Raw genomic sequence first — 25172 nt, 5'->3', positions numbered from 1 at the left:
AAAAGAAGAGAAAAAGGAATCACTCAAGGTTTGTAACCTTCTCCAGCTCAGGAATTACGAAGTCGAGGTCAAGCTCTTTCAAAGTTTCCTTCTTTGGAATTCCTCTCTCGTCCCATCCCCTTATTCTGTAGTACTCTGAGAGCAACTCATCGTACTTCTTCTCATCGAGGTGCTCTCCCTTGTGCGGGCCACTCTTCAGTCCCTCTGTGAACCATCTCTTTGGTGGGTAATCCATCTTTCTATCCCACTTGCCGTTGAATTCTCTCACCCAATAAGCTCTTATGAGGGAATAAACCCTGTCAGCTGCCTTGTAAAGGTCATCCCAGGTGTAGGTGACTCCAGTTATTGCCTTGAGGAGCTTTGGATAGTAGTCTAGGCTTAGGCCAACCTCAACCCATGGTAGCCTACATGCCGTAAGCATCTCGAAGAGCCCACCTCTCAACCTCTGCAACTCAACAACTTTCTGGGCCTTTATTGGATCGTAACTTATCTTGTACTCCACCTTCTCGGCCTTCTCTCCTTCAATTGGGGCAGTACCGATTTCCCATGCAATAACCCATGCCTCCTTGTGGTGTGCACCGATTGCGCTCGTTCCATAAGCTAATGCCATTGCTGGGTAGATGTAACAGTTGTAACCACTAACCTCTAATCCCTTAACGTGCATTGCGAAATCATGAGTTCCAAGCTTCTCGGCCATAGCCTTAACTCCCTCTGCAGCTAAGTTGCCGAGCTCTCCTTTTCTGTAAGCTATATCCAAGGCCAATTGCTTAGCTCCCTTGAAGTCTCCAAATGTTGGCCCTTCCTTGAGGATTCCTCTCTCCACAGCCTCCATTACGTGGGCTATTGAAACACCGAGGCTTATCGTGTCCATACCCATCTCGTCAGCTATCCTGTTGAGAACTGAAACCTCGTTAAGCTTCCCTATTCCAAGGTTTGAACCCAGCAAGGCTACATTTTCATAGTCAAGCTCACTCTCTTGGCCCTCTGCATCAAGCACTACATTTCCACACGGCATGTTACAGTAGGGACAGCCCCTCTGCTGTACCTTCATCCCCTCCATTGTGTAACCATCTATTGAACGAGCGAATTCGAAGTAGCCATCGCTGAAGTTCCTTGTTGGGAGGGCATAGTTAGTATTACACCACTCTACAGCTGCCATGGTCCCCTGTCTCTTCCAGAATGGATACCCTGGAGAGTTTAGAATTTCATTATATGCCTCCTGGCTGAGCTTCTTTAACTCTTCCTTGTCTGCAACTGGTATCTCCTTGGTTCCCCTTATTACTACGGCCTTTAACTTCTTGCTTCCCATTACAGCACCCATTCCAGGTCTTCCAGCAGCTCTTCCCTCCTGGGAGATAACAACAGCATATTTAACTAAATTTTCTCCGGCTGGTCCGATGGTTAAAACGCCGACGTTCTTGCCATGGATTTCCTTTAATTCTCTCTCGGTCTCGAATGTTGTCTTACCCCATAGACCTTCAGCACTAAGGATGCTAACGTTGTCATCTTCGATATAAATGTAGACGGGCTTCTTTGCCTTACCTTCAACAACGAGAGCATCATAACCTGCCCTTCTCAAGTGAACAGAAGCCATTGTTCCTAGGTTGCCGTCACCATAACCTCCAGTTAGAGGACTCTTAGCCGCAACTACAAGCTTTCCACCGCTCGGGGTTGGAAGGCCATTGAAGGGACCAGCAGCAAAGATTAACTTGTTTTCTGGACTAAGGGGCTCAACACCTCTAGCTTCATTCCAAAGAATCCAGGCGGCTAATCCTCTACCTCCAATAAATTTCTTGGCAACTTCTTCGGGGTATTCCTGAACCTTAACTTCTCCAGTTGTTAGGTTTACCCTTAGAATCCTACCCCACCATCCATACATAGAATCCACCATCTTTACATTCATCAACAATTCTCATAAATATTTTTTGGTTGCACTCTTTTTCAATAACCTCAGAGAGTAAAAGAATAAGCATTTAACCCTAGCTTCAAAACCTGGGGGCGAAGATATTTATGTAATCAAACGTAGTGATGTTCAGAAAGAAGGGGGGATTGCAATGAGCAGAACACCTCAACTCTATGTTGAAGTTCCAAAAGAAGAATGCCTGGAAGGAAGGAGAGTAAAGCACGATTGTATAGTAATACAAGATAACATTGAGGTGAGACTCAGAGAGGGGGAAGAAGTCCCTGAGTTCATTCAAGTGGACAAGGCGAAATTCCTAGCTAAGGAAATCTATGACAGATTTCATTTCTACGTTGATCACTATGAGCACAGGATGAAGGTAGATGCAATAATAGTCTACCCAGATAGAAGAACAAAGATCTATCTAAAGAAGGGAGACGAGTTACTGCTATTACCAGTGGAAGGTTACGTAGTGACTCTGATAGCTGATGTTGGAAATAGGGTCAGGAAAGGGGATGCCTTTGCTGCTGTAACAACTAGAAAGGGAGAAGTACACTACCTGAAGCCTCCAAAGCCAGGAACTGTGGTTTATATAGATGAATTCACCAATAGGCCTCATTACATCTACTACATACTCCCCGAGTTTTGAAATTGATTCAAGGTTGTGAAGAGTCCTTCTAATTGCGCTCTATAATTTTATCCACCAAATAAATATTTAAACCTTAAAAGGTTAGGTGCTCTCATGAAGGCTTTAATAATGGCCGGTGGTTACGCGACGAGGCTCTGGCCGATAACCAAGGACAACCCAAAGGCCTTGTTACCCCTTGGGAACAAGACGATACTCGAGTACATACTTGAGAAGGTTAAAGATCTCGACATTGATGTGCACATCTCAACGAACAGGTACTTCGCAGATAAATTCAAGGGGTTTGACGTTGATCTCATAGTTGAAGATACAATCCACGAGGAGGAGAAACTCGGGACTATAGCAGCTTTAAAGAACGCTTATGAAGTTCTTGGAGAGGATGATTATCTGGTAATAGCTAGAGACAACGTGTTCTCCTTCTCACTTAGAGATTTCGTCGAGAGGTACAATGGGAAAACGCTAATAGCGGTTTACGACATTGGAGATTTTGAGCTGGCAAAGAGGTACGGAGTAGTTGTCTTGGAGGATAATAAAGTTTTGGACTTCGAGGAGAAACCAGCCAAGCCGAAGACGACGTTGATAAGCACTGGAGTTTACCTCTTCCCTAAGAGGGTTATGGATCTCCTCGATGATTACCTGAAGGAGGGGCACAAGGATTCACCCGGCTACTTCCTTCAGTGGCTACTTAAGAGGGGGGAGGAGATAGTAGCCTACAGGTTCGATGACTACTGGTACGACATAGGATCTGCCGATAGTTACCTCGAGGCGATGAAGACGCTCCTGAAGGAGAGCCACATAGAGGAGATACAGATAAGCCCCTACGCAAAGATAATTCCTCCAGTTGTTATCAAGAGGGGGACTAAGATACTGGGAAGGTCGATAATAGGGCCCTATGCTTACATCGGCGAGGAGTGCGTGATAGAGAACTCTGACATAAGCGATTCCATAATATTTCCGAGGACAGTTATAAGGAACTCGACGATATGGAGGTCGATAATAGATGAGAAGTGCGAGATAAGGAACCTCGAGCTCAGGAAGAGCCTAGTTGGAGGGCACGCTAAAATACAGAGGGGAGAGTAAGTTTTTAACTTCTCCCCTATATCGGGAATTGTTATGACAGAGAGCCTCAAGTGGAAGTTGATCAAAAACGCTGGCTGGCTCTTTGGGGCTGAAATAATTTCAAAGCTTTTGGCTTACGGTGTGATAGTTATACTTAGCCGAACTCTGGGGCCAGAGAGTCTTGGGCAGTATTCCTTTATATTCTACTATGTCGAGCTCCTGGGGGTGTTTTCTGATCTTGGGGTTAGTTATTATTTAATGCGAGAGGTTGCCAAGGATAAGGGTAAATTGAGAGAGCTTCTACCAGATGTCCTGGGATTCAAGATTTTTCTAGCTTTCTTGAACTTCCTGATAATCGTCGGAATAACGTTCTTTTTGCCAAAGCCCCGCTGGATGAAAGTCCTGATAGTGTTAGCTGGAGCTGAAGCCATGCTAACGTGGCTCTCTTATCTGTTTGTTAGAATAATGTACGCTCATGAAGTTACGAAGTATGAAGCGATGGCAAAAACTATAGAGAGACTCTGGGCTTTCATCGTTGGTGGGGCTGTGCTATTCTATACGAGAAGGCTTGCCTCCTTCATTTATACTCTCTTAATTGGCTACTCCATAAGGGAGTTTCTTAGGATAAAGTTTGGATTTAAGTTTATCAGTTTTGAAGTAGAGGTTAACTTCGATTATCGTTCGTGGATAAGCCTCCTAAGAAGATCTTATCCATTTTGGCTTATTGGTCTATTCACATTAATTTATTATCGAACTGACATGGTAATGCTGAGCCTGATGAAGGGTGATTATGAAACTGGAATATATAGAGCCGCTTACACCTTAATCGAGGCCTCACTTTTCATTCCTAACATCGTTGTTTCAACCACAATGCCCTCAATGACAAGACTATGGAAGAATGATAGAAAAACATTAAGTATTCTTTTTAAAAAGAGCGTTCAAATACTTCTAGGAATTGGCATCCTTGGAACATCAGGATATTATATTTTTGCCCGTCTTGGAATATACATGATCTTTGGAAGTAAATTCCTTCCAAGTGTTTCTGTTCTTAAAATTCTTGCTTTTGCACTACCTTTTATATTCCTAAACTCCCTTCTTGGAAGCTTTATGAACGCTATAGGGAAAGAATTAATGTTTACTAAGATAACTGGATTTACAGCTTTGCTAAATGTTGTGTTGAACTATTTTTTAATACCTCAATATGGAGCAATAGGAGCAACGTTAGCAACAGTAATTAGTCAAGGGATAATGACATTTTTATTGTTTGTTATGAAATTCTACTGTTAAAGCTGTACTGTACTCTCTTTTTATTGTTATCGAACCTTGTTGCTTTAGTGCCCTAAGTAGTTCCTTAAGAGAATGTCCCTCTACCTTATGTATTTCTAGCACCCTTTGATGTTTTGTATGTATTCAGATTCAATTAGGCGAGGAATAATGGAATATTCACACCCTTCGCAGTCTATTTTGATTATATCAGCAGGATGATTCTCTAAGAATTTAATTATATCAACAACAGGAACTTTAATTATTTTTTATGTTATTTTTCCCTGTAAATCCCAGAACGAGCATATGAAAACTCGTCAATAAAAAACTTTGCGTTTCCACTTATATTAGAAACTGCAAAATTATAGGATGATATAGTATTATCCAACTTGTTGATATGTATATTATTAATAATTTAAAATATATATGGGTTTGGCTCTATGGCATATACTCTCTTAGCCCTTTGCAAAGCAAAGTAAACGCTGCTATCTCCAATAAATGCCCCAATGTCTAAAACATATTTCCCCTTGATGTCAATTCCACAATACTTACAGTCTCTAAATATTTTCCACAACGTTCTAAATAAACTAAAAGATGGATCACACTAAAAATTAATTCTTTCCCATTATATGGGAAGGCTATGAATTTTTGTATAATTTAGTATAGGGCATTTCTGTGATTAATCATGTTAGGTTTAGTAATACATTCCGTTTTGATGGTAATTCAAATTCTATGTTATTAATTAGCACTTTTCCAAGGTTCAAGCCACTTCTACAGGCAACCTACATGTTTGATTTAGACCAAAATAATTTAAAAAGACATCCTTCGCCGTTCTTACGTGTCTTATTGTTTTCATGAGTATTTGCAGGTATTGAAGAGGTTTTCGTAAACATTTTCAGCTATACCCTTTTAATACTTTCAAAAAATTACTTAAAAGTTTTTGCGTCCCTACGAAAATGTATCAATGAGAAAAATAACCGCGTTTAGAGAATAATGATCAAAACTTACATTAAACTTACTCAGGTATTTCCAGTATCTAAGTACGAGACTAATTCTCTTTAATCTATTTTTGACCATTGCTATGTTTGGAATTAGCTTATCTCTCGGAAACTTCCGCTTGTAAAATGCTTCGAGTATCTTATCCCCATCTTTAAGATTTCTCGATCTGACATACGATTCAAAAAATCTTCGCAGCTAATATTGCCTGCTCTATTCGATGAACAGATAGTTGGGGAGATGTAGTTACAGAACCTTCTCGTATTGTTTTATAAAACATCGGCTCCTGAACAGAAACTACCTTTTGAGCATTAATAAGGTACATTAAGAAAACAACATATCTTCTCCGTAAAATAATGATTCCCTAGACGTTATACCAGCTTTTTACTATTTTAGATGATAAAAGTACATTTCCAGTTCAAATCCATGCCTTCTCATTAAGAAAGTCAAAAATAGCAGGAAATTTTACTAATTTCCATATTTCATTAATTTATAATAATCTGTAATACATGTATCTGCTAAGTATTCTTTCACAGCCCTAATACACGTCTCCAAAAATTTGGGATCCCAATAATCATCGGCGTCTATAAAAGAAATGTATTCCCCCTTTGATTTCGAATTCCAATGTTTCTTGTAGGTGAGGGACCTTTGGCTTTTCCCTGTTCTATTATTTTGACGAACTCATAGTTCTGGGCTATGTTCTCAATAAATTTAAGTGTTTTCTCATCTCCTGGGCTATATATGGGTAATCCCTATAGACGGGAATGATACTCAAAACTAGCCCTTTCCTCATCTTCCTTCCTAACAATTTCTAAATAAAATCTTATTAATTTTTCACCAACAATCTTTGGATGCCATCTACTAATTGCTTTTCTTCTTGCACGTCTCTTAAATTTTTTTTGAAGTGAGTAAGAAACAATAATTCTACTAATCTTTTCAGAGATATCATCTGGATCTTTGGGATTTATAAGAAAACCATCACGCTTATCATCAATTTTTTCTCTGAATGCAGGTATGTTCGACGCCACTACAGGTTTCCCTGCTGCCATTGCTTCGGGAACTACCATTCCAAAGCTTTCTTGTAAAGACGGGACAACAATAATATCGGCCTTAGTATAGTATTCTATCATGCTATCATATGGAACCCCAGGTATAATTTTAACACTATTTTCAAGTTTCTCTTGTTTAATAAATTTACGAAGCTCGAAATAATACTTCACATCCCTAATACTTCCAACAAGTTCCACATTTACATGAAATCCCTCTTTTCTTAATAATTTAACTGCCTGTAGAAGGGTCAGCTGGTTCTTTAATGGCCTTATAAGGGCTGGATATAAGATTGTAGGAGCATATGAAACCCCCTCTTTCTCAGGAATTTCGAAAAGGTTTATATTTACTGGATTTTCAAGGATCATTGTAGGAATATCCTCCTCATAAATACCTCTAAGCTTAAGATCCTCAATTATTGCCCTTGATATTGCAATAAACCCGCGAAGTCGTGGATATAAAATAAAAAACTTCCTTATATTATACCGATACTGTTAGGATAACTGGGGCATCACCTCCTGAAGCCATTCAGTAACATCACCAGGCGGATCACCAAAACTAGAATGAATTCTGACAAAATTATACCAGAAGGCAAACAGAAAAACAAACCTATGAACCCTCCTCCAGTCTTTACCCCTGAAATTATTCCAGAAACGCTTCGTCCTCTCCTTCAACGTCCTAAACCAGCGCTCAACACTGTTCCTCGGCCCGAAAGTCACATGCAGATAACCCAACCTCAAACTCTTAAAAGCAGACTTATACCAGCTCGCCCTGTCAACCAGAAAGACAGGCTGCCCTTCACACGACTTTAAAACAACTAGAATGAAGTCCCTGGCAATCCACCAGTTTCTAACAGTCGTAATCCAGACTGCTAAAACTTCCTTGCTCTCAACGTCAATTGCAGCCCAGAGGTATCTTTTCTTCCCGTTGATTTTTATTACTGTTTCGTCAACTGCGATGAAGTTTCGCTGTTTTTTGACTGCGAGGATTTTTGGCTTGTAAACTGCTTCTGCGAGTTTTTGGACTGCCTCCCAGACTGTTACGTGACTGATTTTGAGTATTCTGGCGGTTTGCCGGTAACTGAGGCCTCGCAGGTATAATTCTACTCCCCTGATTTTCTTTTCTGGTGGGATTTTGTTGCGACGAAAGGGTTTTAAGGCTGAAACCACCCAGTAAATAATGGTTTCAGACTTCATGTTCCCCCTTCTTTTTCTAAAGTACTGCCAGTAACTTAAACCTGACACCCCACAGCTTATCCTAACAGTATCATTTTGCAAATGGAAGAGGAATTAATAAATAATGCCGAAAGGTTAATATTTCCTCCCCCAAACTTCCTGTGGTGGAGTTCATGGATGAATTTGAGCGTTATAGGAGAATCCTCTTTTTCTTGGTGTGGTTTTTCCTGCTGAGCCTGTATGCTCTAGTCGTTTTGAGGAATGAAAGCAACACGATTACGTTCAAGGTAGCTCTTTTCCTCTCCCTGCTTACTCTCCTTGGAATAGTGGCTCTCGTGCTCAAAATAAAAAAGATAGTCAGTAATTTCTTGTAATAAATTCAAGGTTTGTGAGGTGTGTTAGTTCTTGGGGTATTGTTTTTTGGGTGGCTATTTCTCTGAACACGAGGGCGCTTGGTCTTAGGTAGCGTTTTTTTGTCTTGAAGTCCACGTGAACTAATCCGAACCTCATTTTGAATCCTTGAGCCCATTCATAATTATCCGTTAGGGACCAGTGGAGGTAACCCCTAACATCAACCCCCTCCTTCATAGCATTATAAACCGCCACCAAATGACTAACAAGATAATACGACCTATACCTATCCCCCACATCAGCAATACCATTCTCCGTTATGAGTATAGGAAGCTTATACCTCTCACCAAGCTCTTTCAAAAGTTTTTCAAGACCCTCAGGATAAATCTCCCATCCAAAGTCACTACATGGCCTCCCTGATTTTGCAAATCCCCCTCTTTCACCCATAAACCCATAGCCCGGAAGAGGTCTGACGTGCTCGCCCACCTTACCAAAGGCAAAGCGGGAATAGTAGTTCACTCCAAGCCAGTCAACTTTTCCCTTCAGGTCTTTCCGGATCGAGCCTTCGTAGTCCTTTCCCAAATAGACTGCATCAACGAAACTGTAGAGATTGTTTTCTCTTATTTTCTTTACTTCTTCTTCAATATCCTCACTCAAAGGTTCGAGCCACGTGTATGCGTAAATTATCCCCACTGGCTTCTTTGAAAACGTCTTAATGGCATCGTATGCTCTCGCGTGGGCTTGTATCATGTTCCATTTTGCTCTTTCTACAGCCTCAAAACTGAGGTAGCCCGGCGGAAAGCCCGAGGTCGGGCGGGAGTATCCGTTTTCATAGACTACGTTGGGTTCGTTCATTGTGCTCCACATGTCCACCAAATCGTCAAGGTGGTAAGTAACGAAGGCGGCGAATTTTACGAATTCTATTACTGTTCTTTCGTCCAACCATCCGCTTGGGGCTCTGTCTGGGCCGAGTTTTCTTACTTTTATTGGATCGTGAATCCATAGTGGGAGTGGCCAGTGGTAGAGGTTGAGGATGAATGTTTTACCCCTCTCCTTCCAGTCTGAGTAAATCTTGCGGTAATGCTTGAGGGCCTCCATGTTGGCAATCTTCTCCAACTCTTGTATCGCTCTCTCCGGAACATCAATGCTTACTATGTTCCCCTCCTCATCCCTCTCCACATCAACCTTAACGTTAAAAGTGGGTTTTGGGAAGATTCTGGCCCACTCTATGCCACCCCTTATGGCATCCATGCCAAGGCTTTCTGCAATGTCGTGATCCTGAGCGTAAAGGTGCCAGTAAGCAGGCCCGTTCTCAGGGAAGTCACCACTAACGAGGCCCGTAGCTATGTTCTCTCTATCGTGAACCCACACCCACCAGTCACTGTTGGGTACTTCGCTTCCTTCAAGCCCCATTTCAAACTGGAATCCGGACCAGGAATAGCCAAAAAGAAAATCTTTGGGGAACTTGTACATTTTTCACACCTCCAGAAAGTCCTCCCACTTTCTATAAACAGTTGGCACGCTGTCTACTAGTATCTTTGTGTACTCGTGCTTCGGGTTGTCAATAACTTCTTGCGGAGTCCCTTCTTCCACTATTTTCCCTTTGTACATTATTAAGACCCTGTCCGAGATAAAGTAGGACAGGCCTATGTCGTGGGATATGAAGATTATGGAGCTCCCGAGTTTATCTCTTAGATCCTTGAAGATCTCCACTATCTTGCCTCTTGTTGAGACATCAAGCATTGAAACCGCTTCGTCAGCTATTAAGAGTTTTGGCTTAAGGATCCAGCTCCTTGCTATCATCACTCTCTGCAGCTGGCCTCCCGAGAGCTGGTGGGGATACTTGCCTAGTATCTCCTCTGGGTTTAGATCAACGGCCCTTAGGGATTCTTCCTTCAGACTTTTCCCTTCCTCTGACTTTGGATCAACGCCTATTAGTTCTAAGGCTTGATCAAGAACCCTATCCACCTTGTAGAAGGCATTGAAGCTTCCCATCGGGTTCTGGAAGACCGCGTGGACCTGCCTCCAATACTCCTTTAGCTCTTCCTTCTTTTTTATGTCCTTCCATATGTCCTTGCCATAGAAAAGCACCCTTCCGGAAGTTGGAGGTATTAGTCTCAGAATTATTTTCCCGAGAGTTGTTTTACCCGATCCGCTCTGTCCTATCAGCGAGATTATTTCCCCTTCATTGACGGTAAAGGATACGTCATCAACTGCCTTGACCTCTATTTTCTTTAAGAAACCTGAAGTGAAGATCTTGGTGACATGATCACAGACGAGCATTTCTTTAGACATTTTCTCCTCCCTCCTGATACAGCCAGCAAGCTACTTGGGACTCACCAACCTTCAGAAGTTTTGGCTCCTCCTTTCTGCATATCTCCATTGCATATGGGCACCTCGGGTGGAACCTACATCCACTCGGAGGATCCATCAGGTTTGGTGGTTGTCCTGGAATATAAGAGAGTCCCTTTTCTCGCCCTTCTGGTTCTATTGAAGCTACGGAGTTAATAAGCCCCTGAGTGTATGGGTGGAGAGGCTCTCTTATTATTGACTCTGTTGGACCCACTTCTACGATCTTTCCTGCGTACATGACGGCTATGCGGTTTGCTATCTGTCTCACTGTTGATATGTCGTGGGTTATGAAGACGATGCTGTCAACGAATCCGAGCTTTCTAAGCTTGATTAAAGATTTTAGGACTATCTTTTGAGTCGTTACATCAAGTGCAGATGTCGGTTCATCAACTATGAGAATTTCGGGATTTAGGAGGGTTGCCATAGCCAGCACGGCTCTCTGCCTCATACCTCCGCTAAGCTGGAAGGGATAGAGCTCAACAACGTAATCTGGAAGATCCAGCTCAATGAGTCTCTCTTTTGCTATCTCCACAGCCTTCTGAAAGCTAATATTTTTATCATGAGACCTCAGGACATCGTAGGCTATTTTTTTGATCTTTATTGTGGGCATGAGGGCATTTAGTGCGTCCTGTGGAACATAGGCAATGTGTTTGCCCCATAGCTTTCTTTTAACCTCGTCTCTATTTTTGAATTGACTAATTTCGAAACTCTTTCCATCCCTGCTTATTATCTCAAGTCTGCCCCCCATGTACTGCAGGGGTGGAGTTAAATCCATCATCATGGTCTTTGCGAGGGTTGATTTTCCACAACCACTCTCACCGACCAGTCCGAGAATATCCCCTTCATAAATCTCAAGACTAACGCCATCAACCGCTTTTACGAAGTATTCTGTTGTGCCCTTTAGCTGGCGATAGTATGCCTTTAGATTCTCCAAAATCATTCTTTTCTCCATCCCTACCACCTTACATCTCTCTCAATCTTGGGTTAAACACCTGTTCTATTCCCGTAGCGATGAGGAGCAATGAAGTTGAGAGTGCTACAAGAAGGATTCCTGGAGGTATAAAGACCCACCAGTGTCCCAGGAAGTACGATTGAGTTACTGCAGCGAAATAGAGCATCTTTCCAAGGGTCATTATGTGTATCGGAGTTAGTCCCAGTATGCTCAGCCCTACTTCTGCGTTTATTCCTATGTTCATGAAGGTCACGAAGGACACTATGGTATAAGTGGTGACGTAGGGAAGAAGGTCATAGACTGCTATTTTGAGATCTCCATATCCTGCCATCCTTGAGAAGTACACGAATTCCCTTTCCCTGAGGCTTAGGAACTGTGCTCTTATTGCTCTAGCAAACCACGGCCATGCAGTTAAAGATATTATTATCGCCACCAGAGTTAGTCCTGCATTCTGAAGACCCAGGTAGGTGGCTATAATTATGGCAAGCAGTACGTTTGGTATGGTAATAACGATGTTGGTAAACGCCATTAAGCTCTCGTCTATGAGGCCACCTTTTATTCCCGCTACCACTCCTATCGTGAGCCCTATGAGAATGGAAAATATGCCCGTGAGTGCACCCACGTAAAGAGAATTCCTGATACCGACCACTACTTGAGCAAGGATGTCTCTGCCAAACTGGTCAGTCCCTAAAAGATACTGAGTGCTTGGAGGAGATGCAGGTGGTCCGGATGGATTAAATGGGTCAACTGGGTAAAGGTAAGCCCCGAACAGTGAGAGCAAAATCTCAAACATTAGTATACCAAAGCCTATCACGAACCTCCTGTTTCTAAAAAGTATGTAAAATGTTTCTTTATTCATTGGGTCTCACCTCACTCCCTAGCTCCAAGCCTTATTCTCGGATCTATGAGCACATAGATAAATTCCACTATAAAGTTCGCAAGCAGTAGTGTCCCTATGAGGATCAGGAAGATCCCCTGTATTAGGGGGTAATCTCTAGCTCCCAAGGCCCTAGCGAGGAGAATACCCATTCCTTGGTAATTGAAAAGCTGCTCCGTAATTATTTGTCCTGCCATGACGGTTCCTAGCTGAATTGCTATCCCCGTCACCTGCGGGAGCAGAGAATTTCTCAAGACGTATCTAAAGATTATCTTGTCATCGACATTGAGCATTTCAGAGAATTTAACATAAGTTGAACCCAGCTCCATCGCAGCGAGGACTCTCATACCTATTATCCATCCTCCCGTGCTCACGAGTGCTATTGACAGGAATGGAAGTATGTAGTGATGGAGGTAGCTTTTTATGAATTCCCAGGTGAGGGAAGGAGCTAAAGTTGGATCGTATGCCGAGCCGGAGGGGAACCACCCGAGTTTTATTGCAAATACGTATATGAGCACCATTGCCATCCAGTAATAGGGTATCTGAGAAAGCACTATGCCTGCCGATACAACGCTCTTTTCGAACAGCGTACCCCTCCTGTAAGCTGCTCTTGCACCGAGGTAGTTTCCAACAGTCCATGCAACCAAAGTTGCCGGCACAAGGAGAAGGAGAGTCCATGGGAGGTGCCATGCTATTAATTTTGTCACCGGCTGCCGGAAGGAGGATATTGAAGTTCCAAGGTCACCTGAAAATGCGTTTTTAAGAAACTCTAGATACTGGACATGGAGAGGTTTGTTGAGCCCAAATTCTTCAACGAGCCTTCTCTGGTACTGGTCGAGAAGCTCCGGGGATAGGGAACCCTGGGAAAGTCCGGCTATAATCTGCTGTACTGGGTTACCAGGGGCTATTCTTGGAAGAACGAATGCTATGGTTACCGCCACAAAGTAAGTAGCGATTAAAAAAGATAGTTTAATGAGAAGATATCTGTATATTGGTCTCATTGGGTATCACCCTGTCAGCGTTCTTACTTTGCCAATTTTCTCGCTCCAATTATGATGAGTATGACGACCACAACAATTCCTAAAAGACCTATAATAAATCTTGAACTGCTTACTGGTGCCTGTGGCTGTGTCTGAGTCAATGTCTCTGTTGTGGTTGAAGTTGGAGATGTTGTTGTGGTTGTAAATGGCTCTGTTGGTGTAATCTCTGGTACAAAAGCTCCTCTGAGCTGGGAAAGTACTTTACTGTTTGGTATTAATATTCCTCCTTCATCTATGGGTTTTGCCCATTCTGGTGTCTTGACCGGCTCTCCGCTCTTTGAAAGACCGAAGAGCAGCCATAGTGGAAGAGAGTACTCTCTGTATGGAGCTACCTCTGTCCACCAGGGATTATCCTCATTTGGCCATCCCTTCCAGTACTTTTCGCTATAAGTATACCACTGTACAGAATACGCTATAGGTATGGCTGGAATTTCCTCGTAGATAAGCCTTTGTATCTCGGTGTAGTACTTCATGAGCTCTTCGCTGTCCTTGGCCTGTGCAGCTTTTCTAAGGAGCTCTAAGGCTTGGGAGTTGTTGTAGAATCCCCAGTTGGCTGTGGGGGGAGTTAATCTCGGGTCGAGGACATATCTATAGGTGTCCCAGGGATGATAGAATGATGGAGAATTAGTCCATCCCAAAGCGAGTGTGTAACCTGCGCTGTTGATCATACCCCAATAGGCACCATAATCAACGGGATTTGCCACCACGTTTAGCCCGATTTTCTGGAGGCTGTTCGCTATTAGGTCAGCAGCTATCATCCAGTCTGTCCATCCGGTGGGTATTATTATGTTGAGCTCAATTTTTTCACCATTGGGAGTCTCCAAGAAACCATCTCCATCTACATCCTTGTATCCGGCCTGGGCGAGAATCTCCTTGGCTTTTTCTGGGTTGGGAATTATTTTTGCTTCGGGGTTACCCCAGTATTCCTGAGCTAATGTCGTGTTTAGCCACTGCCTGTAGTGGGGAAATACCGTGAACACTAGTGACATCGAGGGTTGTTCAGAGTATCCATAGAAAGCCTTCGTGAGGACTTCCTGATAGTCTATTGCATAGGCAATGGCTTTCCTCAGGTTGGGGTCCTGGAGAATTGGGTTTTTATGGTTGAAGTATAGCATAACGAATGCTCCTGGCCTGAAGTAAGGCTTGCTCTTGTAGAAAGTACCTATCTCCTTGAAGTTGCCGACGTTGGGAATAAATATACCAGACCAGTCAACATTTCCCTGTCTAAGATCTAAAAGTGCCTGTTCATTGCTCAGGTAGATTCTGTGAACCACGTATTTTGGACCAGGTAAACCAAAGATATCTTTACCCCACCAGTCATCTATCCTTTCGTAAACAATTCTGAGTTCATCAAAGTAGTAAAGTTTGTAGGGACCAGAGACCACTTGTGGGAGGTTTATGGTCACATCTCCACTCTCGGTAGATACTATGTCATCGCAGAGTCCTCCACAGTTTCTCCAGTTTATAATGTTGTTTCCAACTTTTTCATAAACTTGCTCGATTATGTGTTTTGGAGCCGGAGCAAACTGGAGGGCATAGAGGAGAAACATTGGAAGGTTTTTTTCCTCGCCAATTGTGAACTGAACTGTGTGATCATCAAGAGCCTTTACATCGCTTATATATGGTTCCGAACCGGCAGCGGGACCAGAACCAATTTCTCTTGAAAGCTTAAAAGTATATTCCACATCCTCTGCAGTTATTGGTTTTCCATCACTCCATTTTGCTTCTGGGCGTAGCTTAACAATTAGTGTTGTCTCGTTTACCAGTTCAAAGCTTTCACCTATAATGGGAACCCATGCGTTCAGACCTGCTATGTACTGGAATAGCGGAAGGTACATAAAACCGCCAGTTACGTAAGTCCCCCAGGTTTGAGATGGAGAGAATAGATTCCATGTAGATGCTGGACCCCATTGGGCTCCTGTAGCGAAAACAGTCTCATCTCTTGGAAGTGAGATCTGAGCACTTGTCATTGGAGAGGTTCCAATATACAGAATAATGCTCAAAAGCAGGGCAATACAAATCTTCTGCTTAGTCATCATTCATTCCTCCTTATCCAACTTTGTTCATTTGTCGGATTCTATACTTCAGCGTGGCATTTAGTTTTTGTGATTTATAAGCCTTTTTATAAATCAATGCACAGTTTATAAACAAAAAAAGTTTTATAGGGATAATGACTAATTCTATGCAGGGATGTCTTATGAAGGATTATAAGTACTTCTTTGGAGGTTTAATGATACTGCTTCTACTACTGGGAAGCTACGCCTCGGCGCTGACGCTTCCAGAAGCAAAGCAGATTGCCAGTACGCAGGAATCTGGAGATACAGTTCTTCAATGGAGCCCAAGCAATCCATGGCCGGGTGCTCTGATTACCAGAAGTGATGGTACTACCATTTGGATGGAGACAAACTTCTGGAACATTGCTGGAGGGGATGGAGAGAACTACATGAGATTCATAAAAGCAACCGACGAAGTAGTTTTCTACGTAAATATGACAAACGTGCAAACAAACTGGGGCGGAAATGCTTTTGCTACTCCAAACGTCATCATAGTCGGAAGAACTCCAGCCATTTGGTGGGGAGACAAGCCGGTAGTGGGAGGCTACGGGTGGTTTAGCCTTCCATTGAACGGTGCAAACATAGATTCCATCTCTAACGTGTGGACGAGGGTGAACTTTGAAATTGCTAAAGGTCAGGGCACCCTTGCAAGAACCGGAATTATAATGTGGTTTGAGCAACCAAATGGTAATCCTCTCGGTGAAGTTTACATTGCATTCTCCGATGACTACGGTGGAATAGTGAACACCCAGTATCCACCGACAAACATTGGAACACTTACAGAAAAAGTCTACGTTAATGGCCAAGTAATGGAGATAACTTTTACGATCCAGAGAACTTGGAACTGGGATCACTTTGTCCTTGAGTTTATCCCTGATCAGCCAATACCCGAAGGTGATGTAATTATAGACGTTAAGCCATTTGCAAAAGCCGCGGTGCAGGGAATTGTGGATGATCCATGGTCTGACTGGACCGCGGACCAGATAACCTGGACATCAATTGGTTTTGGAACTTACGTCGGGAGCAATGGAAATGCCTTTGAGATTGGTTGGATACTCCACGATGCAGAACTTCTTGAATCTATTTTCACACTAGAAAAAGCAAAACAGATTGCTTCTACAGCAAACCCAGGAGACACCGTTCTCCAATGGGCTCCCGGATGGTATTGGGCACCCCCCTATGACGACAATGGAGTCATAAGGCAGATTTGTACTTGGCCGGGTGTTTTGATTACCAGAAGTGATAATACTACTATCTGGATGGAACCAAACTTCTGGAACATTGTCAGTGGTGATGGAGAGAACTACATGAGGTTCATAAAAGCAACTGATGAAGTAGCTTTCTACGTAAATATGACAAACGTGCAAACACAATGGGGTGGCATAGCATGGGCAACTCCGGCTGTAGTTATTGCGGGTAGAGTTCCTCCAAGCCTTACCGGCACTGAACTCCCTGCTGCGGGAGGTTATAAGAACTTTTCATTGCCAATGCCAGCAGTTAATGTTTCAAACTATGAAAGCATCTGGGCCAAGGTTGACTTTGAACTCGTTAAAAGAGAAGACACCCTAATAAGAGCAGGCTTGGTTATGTGGTTTGAAGATACTAACGGAAAACAGCTGGCGGAGGTATACGTGCCTTTCTTTGATGATTACAATGGAATAGTAGGTGCCCAGTTCCCACCAATTGAAGTCGGAAGTGTAAGCACAACAGTTTATGTAAACGGGGTAGCCAGAAATGTTACTTTTACCGTTCAAAAGGCATGGAACTGGAATAACTTTGCATTTGAGTTCATACCTGAGGAACCGATAGCAAAGAGTTCCGGTGAAATTAGCATTGATCTTGGAGCAATTGTGGACAAGGTGATCCAAGAAATAGTTAACGATCCGAATTCTAACTACAATGAGGAAGATATTGTATGGAGCTCTCTTGCATTTGGTACTTACAGCGGAAGCCAAGGAAATAGTTTTGAATATGGTTGGATACTTCATGACGCAAGAGTTCTACCTCAAGAAGCTGTGAAAGAAGAAGAGATATCTCCAGAAGAGACCCCCTCTCATAAATTGTACGATGTAACATACATCTCCACTCTCAGCTATTTCTATTACTATCGCTATCATAAATTAATGAAAGCATATGAAGAAATCCTTGAAGAAAATATCACTGTAGCGGAAAATATCATAAATACAACAGAAATTCTTAGAAAACAGGCGGAGGAGAATTACCAAAAGGCCATTGAACTCTCATATGGTGGAATAAGAACATTCATATATTTAAGAAAAGCCTATGTCTACATTAAAAATGCAAAAGAGACCCTGGAGGGGGCATTACAATATCCTAAGCTGGTGCAAGAGTATGAAAAAGCTTTAGAACAAGCAAAGATGCAAAAAGTAAGTGAAAAAATACTTAATGATGTGGAAACTGCTAAAAGCATATCAGAAGATTATTACAATAAAGCTCTTTCCCTTCCAGCTGGAGATCCAAACATAGTCTTCTACATAAGTGAAGCATATAGACTCCTCAACTATGCAGTAAAAACTCTAAAAGATAATATACTCCCAACACCGCTCTTAGAAATACGTGATGTTGCAGCTAGTGTTGAGGAGGGGGATGTTCAGTTTACTTGGTGGGATCAGTGGTTGGAGGAGCCGATACAGTTGAGTGACGGAAGAACAGTGTGGATGCAGACGAACTTCTGGAATATCGTTGGTGGAGAAGGAGAAGTCTTCATGAGATTCATAAAGCAGACAGAAGACTTCGCCTTCTACGTTGACTTAAACAACGTACAAACACAATGGGGCGGCATAGCATGGGCAACACCCGAAGTAATATTCGCGGGTAGGGCTCCAAAGACCTGGTGGGGCAACAAGCCGGCAGTGGGAGGCTACGGGTTCTTCGACCTCCCGTTACCAGCATCAGATGTTTCGAATTATGACAGGATATGGGTCAAGGCAAACTATGAAGTTGTTAAGAAAGAGGGTTCATTAGTAAGATTTGGACTCCTGCTGTGGTTTGAAAATGCTGATGGATGGCCAGTTGCAGAAGTTTACATACCATTCTTCGATGACTTTGGAGGCCTAGTGGGGGTTGATGGCAAGATAACAATCGGGCAAGTTGATACAGTCGTAGTATTAAACGGAAATGTCTCCAGTGTGACTTTCAAAGGTGAAAGGGGCTGGAATCCAGGAGGATGGTGGAGCTTCGAGTTCCTGCCAGAGCAGGAGTTCCCAAGCTCAGGAGAAATCGTAATAGACATCAAACCAATAGTAGACAAAGTGCTAGCAGAATTAGGCACTCAAGACGTTACCTGGACTTCAATATCCTTAGGCTCTTACAGCGGAAGCAGAGAAGACAGTTTTAACTATGGGTGGATAATTAGAGATGTGAAACTTCTCTCACCAGAAGAGGCACCATTGTTAGATTAGCCCACCTTTTCTATATTTTTTTTACATTTTTATAAAACTCTTTGTAGAATATAACAATGAAAAGATTTATATAATGTGAATCAAGAAATTTCATGAAGAGGTGATATTTAATGAAGGCAATACAGAAAGCAAGCATGTTTGTTTTTGTTTTTGTCTTGATGGTTTCAACGTATGCGTCAGCAATGACCCTTCCAGAGATACGCCAGATTGCAGCTAGTGTTGAGGAGGGGGATGTTCAGTTTACTTGGTGGGATCAGTGGTTGGAGGAGCCGATACAGTTGAGTGACGGAAGAACAGTGTGGATGCAGACGAACTTCTGGAATATCGTTGGTGGAGAAGGAGAAGTCTTCATGAGATTCATAAAGCAGACAGAAGACTTCGCCTTCTACGTTGACTTAAACAACGTACAAACACAATGGGGCGGCATAGCATGGGCAACACCCGAAGTTATCATAGAAGGAAGAGCACCGGCCCAGTGGTGGGGAGACAAGGCTCCAGTGGGAGGACACGAATACTTGACTTTACCTATGCCCGCTGCTGAGATTTCTAACTATGACAGCATCTGGGTCAAGGTGAAATATGACGTGGCTAAAAGAGAAGACACCCTCGTGAGGTTTGGGATAAACCTCTGGTTTGAAGACCCTAGCACAGGGGCTCCTATCGGTGAACTTTACGTACCGTTCTTCGACGACTTTGGAGGAATAGTCGGAGACAGAACCGAAGTGGGAGAAGTAACCTCAACAGTAATTATAAATGGAGAAATGAAAAACATGAAGTTCACCATACAGAGGGCTATCTCTGGTGGCGGTTGGGGTGTTCTGTTGTTTATGCCGGAGGAACAGCTCCCACAGTCAGGGGAGGTTATAATTGACATAAAGCCCATGATGGACAAAGTGGTTGAGCAAATGAGAGACTTCTTTGGAATGCCTCTTGAGAACCAGCAGTGGACTTCAATATCCGTGGGCTCATACAGCGGTAGCGAGGGAACGGCCTTCAACTATGGCTGGATAATTTATGAAGCAAAGATACTCTCCCCAAGTGAAGCTCCTCAGGTTATTAAAACCGTGGTAACTGAAACTGTAACCATAACGAAAACTAAAACTGAGACCAAGACAGAGACTAAGACGGAAACTATAACCGAAACCAAGACTGAGACCAAGACAGAGACTGTAACCCAAACAGTAACCGAGACTCAAGGAATCTGTGGACCTGTTGCCTTCCTAGGATTAGCACTAATTCCATTAGTTTTAAGAAGAAAGAAGTGATTTGCTCCCTTTTACTATTTTACTTTTTGTTATTTGTTTTTTACATAATTTCAAAGAGGTGAAGCAATATGGAAAAAGTAATCCATGGTAAAATCATTGGTATTACGATGATTTTAGCTCTATTCCTTGGGTGTATTGGAGGTCCACAGCCAAATATAGAGAAAACTTCTCCCACTTCTACACTTGAGAATTCTCAAGTTCAGCCCACTTCAACTACCTCTCAAATAAGAGAAGAAATAATAAAACCTAAAGCCAAGTTCCCTGAAGGGTACTCTGATTTTGGAGGGTGGAAGGAGATAAGACTTGAGCCTTCTGGATACTTTAGAGTTGAAGTTGTAGATGGAAAATATTGGCTCGTTGATCCGGAGGGATATGTTTTTCTGTCAAAGGGCGTAAACGCGGTAAACTATCTGGGGGATCATTCGCCCAAACTGGGGTATGCTCCGTATTATGTTAACGTACTTCGGAAGTACGGGGATATAAACCTGTGGATCAACACCACCGTTAGTAGGATGGTCGAGTGGGGATTCAATACTGTGGGAGCTTGGTCTTCTCCTGAGCTGTATGAGTATTTCCCCCACACCGTTCTTCTAGATATTGCAGCAAAATATGGATTTAACTGGGAAAAAGGTACTATGCCAGACATTTTTAAGGACGATTTCGAGGAATACGTGAGGAAGGTTGTTTATTTCAATGTCGAACCACTGAAGAATAACCCCATGGTAATCGGATTCTTTACAGACAATGAGCTTCGCTGGGGTCCGGACTGGAGGTCGAGCAATCACCTTCTAGATGATTTCATGACTCTTCCCTCCGATGCTCCAGGAAAGAAAGTGGCTGTAGAAGTGCTCAAAGATGTTTTTGGCGGTAATATCTCTAAGCTAAACATGGAGCTTAAGACAAACTTTACGTCTTTTGATGAACTCCTTAACTATACCGGAAAGCTTCCCTCAACTGCTCTGTTCAATGAAGCTAGAAAGGAGTTCGTGAGGAGATATGCTGAGAGATATTTTAGTGTGGTAACGAAGGCAATAAGAGAAGTTGACCAGAATCACCTCATACTCGGGGTTAGGTTTGCGGTTTCTCCTTTCATAAGACCGCCCGATGAAGTTTTTGAGGTTGCAGGAAAATACGTTGATGTAATTTGCATAAACCTTTACAACTTTCCGGTAGCTCCAAAAGAATATCTCGATCATATACATGAGATCACAGGAAGGCCTATAATGATAACGGAGTTCTCCTTTAGAGCTATGGATTCAGGCCTTCCCAACACCAAAGGGGCAGGAATTACGGTAGAAACTCAAAAGGAAAGGGCGGAATACACCAGGCGTTTCATAGAGAGTTTCATAAAGCTTCCTTATGCAGTCGGCTACCACTGGTTTAAGTGGTCAGATCAGCCGAAGGAAGGCAGGTGGGACGGTGAGAACAGTAACTATGGTCTTGTGAACATTGAAGACGAGCCGTATGAGGAAATGGTTCAAATGTTTACTTCCCTCAACAGAGATCTTGAAAAGATTCACAAAGAAGGTTAATAAGGTGAGTGCCATGATGGACAGAGAGATTTTATGGGGAGTTTCACAGTCGGGCTTCCAATTTGAAATGGGTGATCGCTTCAACAGGAACTTAGACACAAGGAGCGATTGGTGGAAGTGGGTTAGAGATCCGGTTAATCTGAAAAAGGGGCTCGTGAGTGGTGACCTACCGGAGGAAGGTCCCAATAACTACGAGCTCTATCCTATAGATCATTCACTGGCAAAGGAGCTCGGGCTCAACGCCTACTCACTCAACGTGGAATGGAGTAGAATATTTCCATGCCCAACGTATGAAGTCGAGGTAGATTACGAGCTTGATGGCAACGGGCTTGTTAAGAAAGTAAAAATAACTAAGGATACCCTTAGAGAGCTAGATGACATTGCAAACAGTGCGGAGGTCTACCATTATATGAGGGTACTCACAAATCTGAAGAAGCTGGGCTTTGAAATAGTTCTTACTCTTGTCCACTACACTCACCCGATATGGCTCCACGATCCCATTGAGTCAAGGGATACAAACCTAAAGAATGAGAGGAATGGATGGGTAAACCAGAGATCAATAATCGAGTTCACCAAGTTTGCGGCATACCTTGCCTACAAGTTTGGGCATCTTGTAGACATGTGGGCCACATTCAACGAACCAATGGTGATGATCGAGCTAGGATATCTCGCTCCTTACTCTGGATTCCCACCAGGAGTCATCAATCCACAACTCGCAAAGAAGGCCATCATTAACATAATAAACGCTCATGCGAGGGCATACGATGCAATAAAGGAGTTCGATAAAGAGAAATCTGGAGGTAAATCTAGAGAACCAGCCCAAATTGGCATAATAGCTAATAACGTAGGTACTTCGTATCCAAAAGATCCAAATGACCCAAGGGACATTAAGGCCGCCGAAATGACAGACTTCTTCCACAGTGGACTTTTGTTACAGGCACTAACCAAAGGGAACCTGAACATCGAGTTCGACATGGAGACGATGCTAAAGGTAAACCACCTAAAAAGACTCGACTGGATAGGGATTACTTATTACTCGAGAGAAGTTGTTACTCATTCCGAGCCCAAGTTCCAGGAAATTCCGATAACAGCTTTCAAAGGTGTCCCTAGATATGGGTACTCATGTCCACCAAACGAACTTTCAGCAGATGGGCATCCGGTCAGTGATCTTGGATGGGAAGTGTATCCAGAGGGGATTTACAACAGCATAAAGGTTGCCTCCTCTTATGGAAAGCCTGTTTACATACTTGAAAACGGAATCGCTGATTCCAAAGATGTTCTCCGGCCGTACTTTATTGCTTCCCACATAGCATACATAGAAAGGGCCGTTGAGGCCGGTTTCAATGTTGACGGTTACTTCCACTGGGCACTGACAGATAATTACGAATGGGCAATGGGCTTTAGAATGAGATTTGGCCTGTACGCTGTTGACATGATTACCAAAGAGAGGATTCCAAGGGAAGAAAGTGTTAGGGTGTACCGAGAGATCGTGAAGAACAACGGTATAACGAATAAAATTAAAACGAAGTACCTAAGGGAGGAGAGCATATGAAAACAATAGCGGTTGATGAAGAGACTTGGAACGCAATAAAGAAGCTCAAAACAAAGCTCGATGCTAGATCCTATGATGAAGTTCTCCGGATTCTAATAGAGACATGGCATTCCACTAACTTAAACCGAAAACTCGATGAAATAAGCCTGGACGATGAAGAAGGTGAGACAGCCCTGAAAATATTAAAACAGCTAAAAGAAAAGGAGGACTAACAATATGAAAATGCCCAAAAGGATAATGTTTGATAGCTCTTCCCTCCTGATAATGCACATGAAAAGAAACAAATCACTGCTCGAGTTGACTCTTTTGAACTTCGAAGTCCTTGTGCCACAGATCAGTATATATGAATATCTTGTTACAAAGGCTTTTCTTGGAAAAAATCTAGATCATGAGATGGCATTATTGAAGGAAATTTATCAAATAATTCCTCTGGAAGATGAAGTACTTACTAAAAGTGCCGTAATTATGAAAAATCTCATGAAAAATAGAGAAAAAATTTCCACTATTGATGTTTTAGTTGGGGTTGCGGCCATAGTGAAGAATGCTCTGCTGATAACAGATGATCCCAGTCGCTACAAGCCACTCACGAAATACGGATTGGATGTAATAAGCATTGAGAAGTTTGCTGAAGAGTTGAACCTCCTTGCCATTAGACTCTCGAAGAAAGATTCTGTAGCTAAGGTGATAGAAAACCAAAAATCTGTGAGGGGGGATTCTAATGGATAAAAAAGTTATAGGTATTCTGGTGCTGGTGCTAATCCTTGGAGGCTTCATAAGTGGGTGTCTGGGAAAGGACACTCAAACTCCCTCGCCTTCTCCGAGCACAACTTCGCTCTCTCAGACTACATCTTCTGAGACTTCAACAACCCAAACGTCCACTTCGACCATGCAAGTACCCACAAGAATTGAAACGAACGGGAGAGTCTGGGAGCTAATATGGCACGATGAGTTTGATGGTGATAGGGTAAATGAAGAGTACTGGACATTTGAGATAGGGAACGGTCATGCGTATGGAATCCCTGGGTGGGGAAACAATGAACTTGAATATTACTCTCCAAACAACACGATAGTGGAAAATGGGATGCTCATAATAGAGGCCAGAAAAGAGTGGGCAACTGACGAGTATGGAACTTATATGTATACTTCCTCCAGACTCAAAACTGAAGGTAAAGTTGAGTTCAAGCCTCCTGTGAGAGTTGAGGCCAGGATGAAGCTACCGAAAGGCAAAGGACTTTGGCCAGCTTTCTGGATGCTGGGGTCTAACATAAGAGAAGTCGGCTGGCCCCAATGCGGTGAGATAGACATAATGGAGTTCCTGGGTCATGAGCCAAGAACTGTTCACGGCACGGTTCATGGTCCTGGATACTCAGGAGGACGAGGAATAACTGCAAGTTATACACTCCCTGAAGGAGTCCCCGACTTCACCGAAGATTTCCACGTCTTTGCCATTGAGTGGTTTCCAGATAGAATGGAGTGGTATGTGGACGGAGAACTCTATCATGTGGTTACAAGGGAGCAGGTTGAGAGCATGGGTTATGAGTGGGTCTTTGACAAGCCCTTTTACATAATCATAAATCTTGCAGTCGGTGGAAATTGGCCTGGAAGACCTGATGCAACTACAAAGTTTCCGGCTAGGATGTATGTGGACTACGTTAGGGTATACAAGCTGGTTGAGAGTTAAAATCCTTA

At 42.9% G+C, this 25172-nt stretch carries 21 protein-coding genes and 1 pseudogene; 11 read left to right on the top strand and 11 right to left on the bottom strand.

Annotation, left to right across the window (positions count from 1 at the left end; genetic code table 11):
* Positions 1-19 precede the first annotated feature (19 nt).
* Complete coding sequence (gene for, locus ACMFNG_RS08885; RefSeq protein WP_014835355.1) at positions 20-1879, bottom strand: tungsten-containing formaldehyde ferredoxin oxidoreductase; 1860 nt, start codon at positions 1877-1879, stop codon at positions 20-22.
* Between the two features lie 175 nt (positions 1880-2054).
* Here for and ACMFNG_RS08880 point away from each other — a divergent pair, with 175 nt between their 5' ends.
* The 3 genes from ACMFNG_RS08880 (at position 2055) to ACMFNG_RS08870 (ending at position 4892) form a co-directional block, all read left to right on the top strand.
* Positions 2055-2549, top strand: a complete 495-nt coding sequence (locus tag ACMFNG_RS08880) for a DUF2118 family protein (RefSeq protein ID WP_011012342.1) — start codon at positions 2055-2057, stop codon at positions 2547-2549.
* 93 nt (positions 2550-2642) lie between these two features.
* Positions 2643-3626, top strand: coding sequence for a sugar phosphate nucleotidyltransferase (locus ACMFNG_RS08875; RefSeq protein WP_430515170.1), 984 nt, complete (start codon positions 2643-2645; stop codon positions 3624-3626).
* A 33-nt stretch (positions 3627-3659) separates the two neighbouring features.
* Complete coding sequence (locus ACMFNG_RS08870; RefSeq protein ID WP_430515169.1) at positions 3660-4892, top strand: flippase; 1233 nt, start codon at positions 3660-3662, stop codon at positions 4890-4892.
* 95 nt (positions 4893-4987) lie between these two features.
* On the opposite strand, the gene ACMFNG_RS08865 is transcribed toward ACMFNG_RS08870, so the two are convergent.
* From ACMFNG_RS08865 to ACMFNG_RS08850, 4 genes and pseudogenes are all read right to left on the bottom strand, one after another.
* On the bottom strand, positions 4988-5131 hold the full coding sequence (locus ACMFNG_RS08865; protein WP_430515267.1) for an FkbM family methyltransferase: 144 nt from the start codon (positions 5129-5131) through the stop codon (positions 4988-4990).
* Between the two features lie 1201 nt (positions 5132-6332).
* A pseudogene (locus ACMFNG_RS08860) lies at positions 6333-6470 on the bottom strand (glycosyltransferase); the annotation flags it as partial.
* 146 nt (positions 6471-6616) lie between these two features.
* On the bottom strand, positions 6617-7279 hold the full coding sequence (locus ACMFNG_RS08855; RefSeq protein ID WP_430515168.1) for a glycosyltransferase family 4 protein: 663 nt from the start codon (positions 7277-7279) through the stop codon (positions 6617-6619).
* Positions 7280-7405: 126 nt separating this feature from the next.
* The gene (locus tag ACMFNG_RS08850; RefSeq protein ID WP_430515106.1) at positions 7406-8107 is read right to left on the bottom strand and encodes an IS6-like element ISPfu1 family transposase; all 702 of its coding nucleotides are present in this window, start codon (positions 8105-8107) and stop codon (positions 7406-7408) included.
* A 152-nt stretch (positions 8108-8259) separates the two neighbouring features.
* On the opposite strand from ACMFNG_RS08850, the gene ACMFNG_RS08845 reads away from it, so the two are divergent.
* Complete coding sequence (locus tag ACMFNG_RS08845; protein ID WP_430515167.1) at positions 8260-8460, top strand: hypothetical protein; 201 nt, start codon at positions 8260-8262, stop codon at positions 8458-8460.
* Here ACMFNG_RS08845 and bgaS (ACMFNG_RS08840) read toward each other — a convergent pair.
* Genes bgaS (ACMFNG_RS08840) through ACMFNG_RS08815 form a run of 6 tightly spaced genes read right to left on the bottom strand, consistent with a single transcriptional unit; the run spans position 8444 to position 15697 of the window.
* Complete coding sequence (gene bgaS, locus ACMFNG_RS08840) at positions 8444-9910, bottom strand: beta-galactosidase BgaS (RefSeq protein WP_430515166.1); 1467 nt, start codon at positions 9908-9910, stop codon at positions 8444-8446. The two genes, ACMFNG_RS08845 and bgaS (ACMFNG_RS08840), sit on opposite strands and share 17 nt — an antisense overlap.
* Before the next feature lie 3 nt (positions 9911-9913).
* A complete protein-coding gene (locus ACMFNG_RS08835) occupies positions 9914-10732 on the bottom strand; it encodes an ABC transporter ATP-binding protein (RefSeq protein WP_430515165.1) in 819 nt (272 codons plus the stop codon).
* The gene (locus ACMFNG_RS08830) at positions 10725-11741 is read right to left on the bottom strand and encodes an ABC transporter ATP-binding protein (RefSeq protein ID WP_430515164.1); all 1017 of its coding nucleotides are present in this window, start codon (positions 11739-11741) and stop codon (positions 10725-10727) included. The genes ACMFNG_RS08835 and ACMFNG_RS08830 overlap by 8 nt, the downstream gene beginning before the upstream one ends.
* 10 nt (positions 11742-11751) lie before the next feature.
* Positions 11752-12600, bottom strand: a complete 849-nt coding sequence (locus tag ACMFNG_RS08825; RefSeq protein ID WP_430515163.1) for an ABC transporter permease — start codon at positions 12598-12600, stop codon at positions 11752-11754.
* Positions 12601-12611: 11 nt separating this feature from the next.
* The gene (locus ACMFNG_RS08820) at positions 12612-13619 is read right to left on the bottom strand and encodes an ABC transporter permease (protein ID WP_430515162.1); all 1008 of its coding nucleotides are present in this window, start codon (positions 13617-13619) and stop codon (positions 12612-12614) included.
* A 23-nt stretch (positions 13620-13642) separates the two neighbouring features.
* On the bottom strand, positions 13643-15697 hold the full coding sequence (locus ACMFNG_RS08815) for an ABC transporter substrate-binding protein (protein WP_430515161.1): 2055 nt from the start codon (positions 15695-15697) through the stop codon (positions 13643-13645).
* A gap of 131 nt (positions 15698-15828) precedes the next feature.
* On the opposite strand from ACMFNG_RS08815, the gene ACMFNG_RS08810 reads away from it, so the two are divergent.
* The 7 genes from ACMFNG_RS08810 (at position 15829) to ACMFNG_RS08780 (ending at position 25164) form a co-directional block, all read left to right on the top strand.
* Positions 15829-19134, top strand: coding sequence for a hypothetical protein (locus ACMFNG_RS08810; protein WP_430515160.1), 3306 nt, complete (start codon positions 15829-15831; stop codon positions 19132-19134).
* Between the two features lie 110 nt (positions 19135-19244).
* Entirely contained in the window at positions 19245-20399 is a 1155-nt protein-coding gene (locus tag ACMFNG_RS08805; protein ID WP_430515159.1) for a CGP-CTERM sorting domain-containing protein, read from the top strand.
* Between the two features lie 68 nt (positions 20400-20467).
* Entirely contained in the window at positions 20468-21931 is a 1464-nt protein-coding gene (locus ACMFNG_RS08800; RefSeq protein WP_430515158.1) for a beta-agarase, read from the top strand.
* A gap of 13 nt (positions 21932-21944) precedes the next feature.
* Positions 21945-23483, top strand: coding sequence for a beta-galactosidase BgaS (gene bgaS / locus ACMFNG_RS08795; RefSeq protein WP_430515266.1), 1539 nt, complete (start codon positions 21945-21947; stop codon positions 23481-23483).
* Entirely contained in the window at positions 23480-23695 is a 216-nt protein-coding gene (locus ACMFNG_RS08790; protein WP_430515157.1) for a hypothetical protein, read from the top strand. The genes bgaS (ACMFNG_RS08795) and ACMFNG_RS08790 overlap by 4 nt, the downstream gene beginning before the upstream one ends.
* A gap of 4 nt (positions 23696-23699) precedes the next feature.
* Positions 23700-24209, top strand: coding sequence for a VapC toxin family PIN domain ribonuclease (locus ACMFNG_RS08785; protein ID WP_430515156.1), 510 nt, complete (start codon positions 23700-23702; stop codon positions 24207-24209).
* Positions 24202-25164, top strand: a complete 963-nt coding sequence (locus ACMFNG_RS08780) for a glycoside hydrolase family 16 protein (protein ID WP_430515155.1) — start codon at positions 24202-24204, stop codon at positions 25162-25164. Before ACMFNG_RS08785 ends, ACMFNG_RS08780 begins: the two co-directional genes overlap by 8 nt.
* The last annotated feature ends 8 nt before the right edge of the window (positions 25165-25172 follow it).

This window comes from Pyrococcus woesei, assembly GCF_050496105.1.
Classification (GTDB): domain Archaea; phylum Methanobacteriota_B; class Thermococci; order Thermococcales; family Thermococcaceae; genus Pyrococcus; species Pyrococcus furiosus.
The sequence above is the reverse complement of the archived record's forward strand: the minus strand, read 5'-3'. Positions and strand labels throughout refer to the sequence as shown.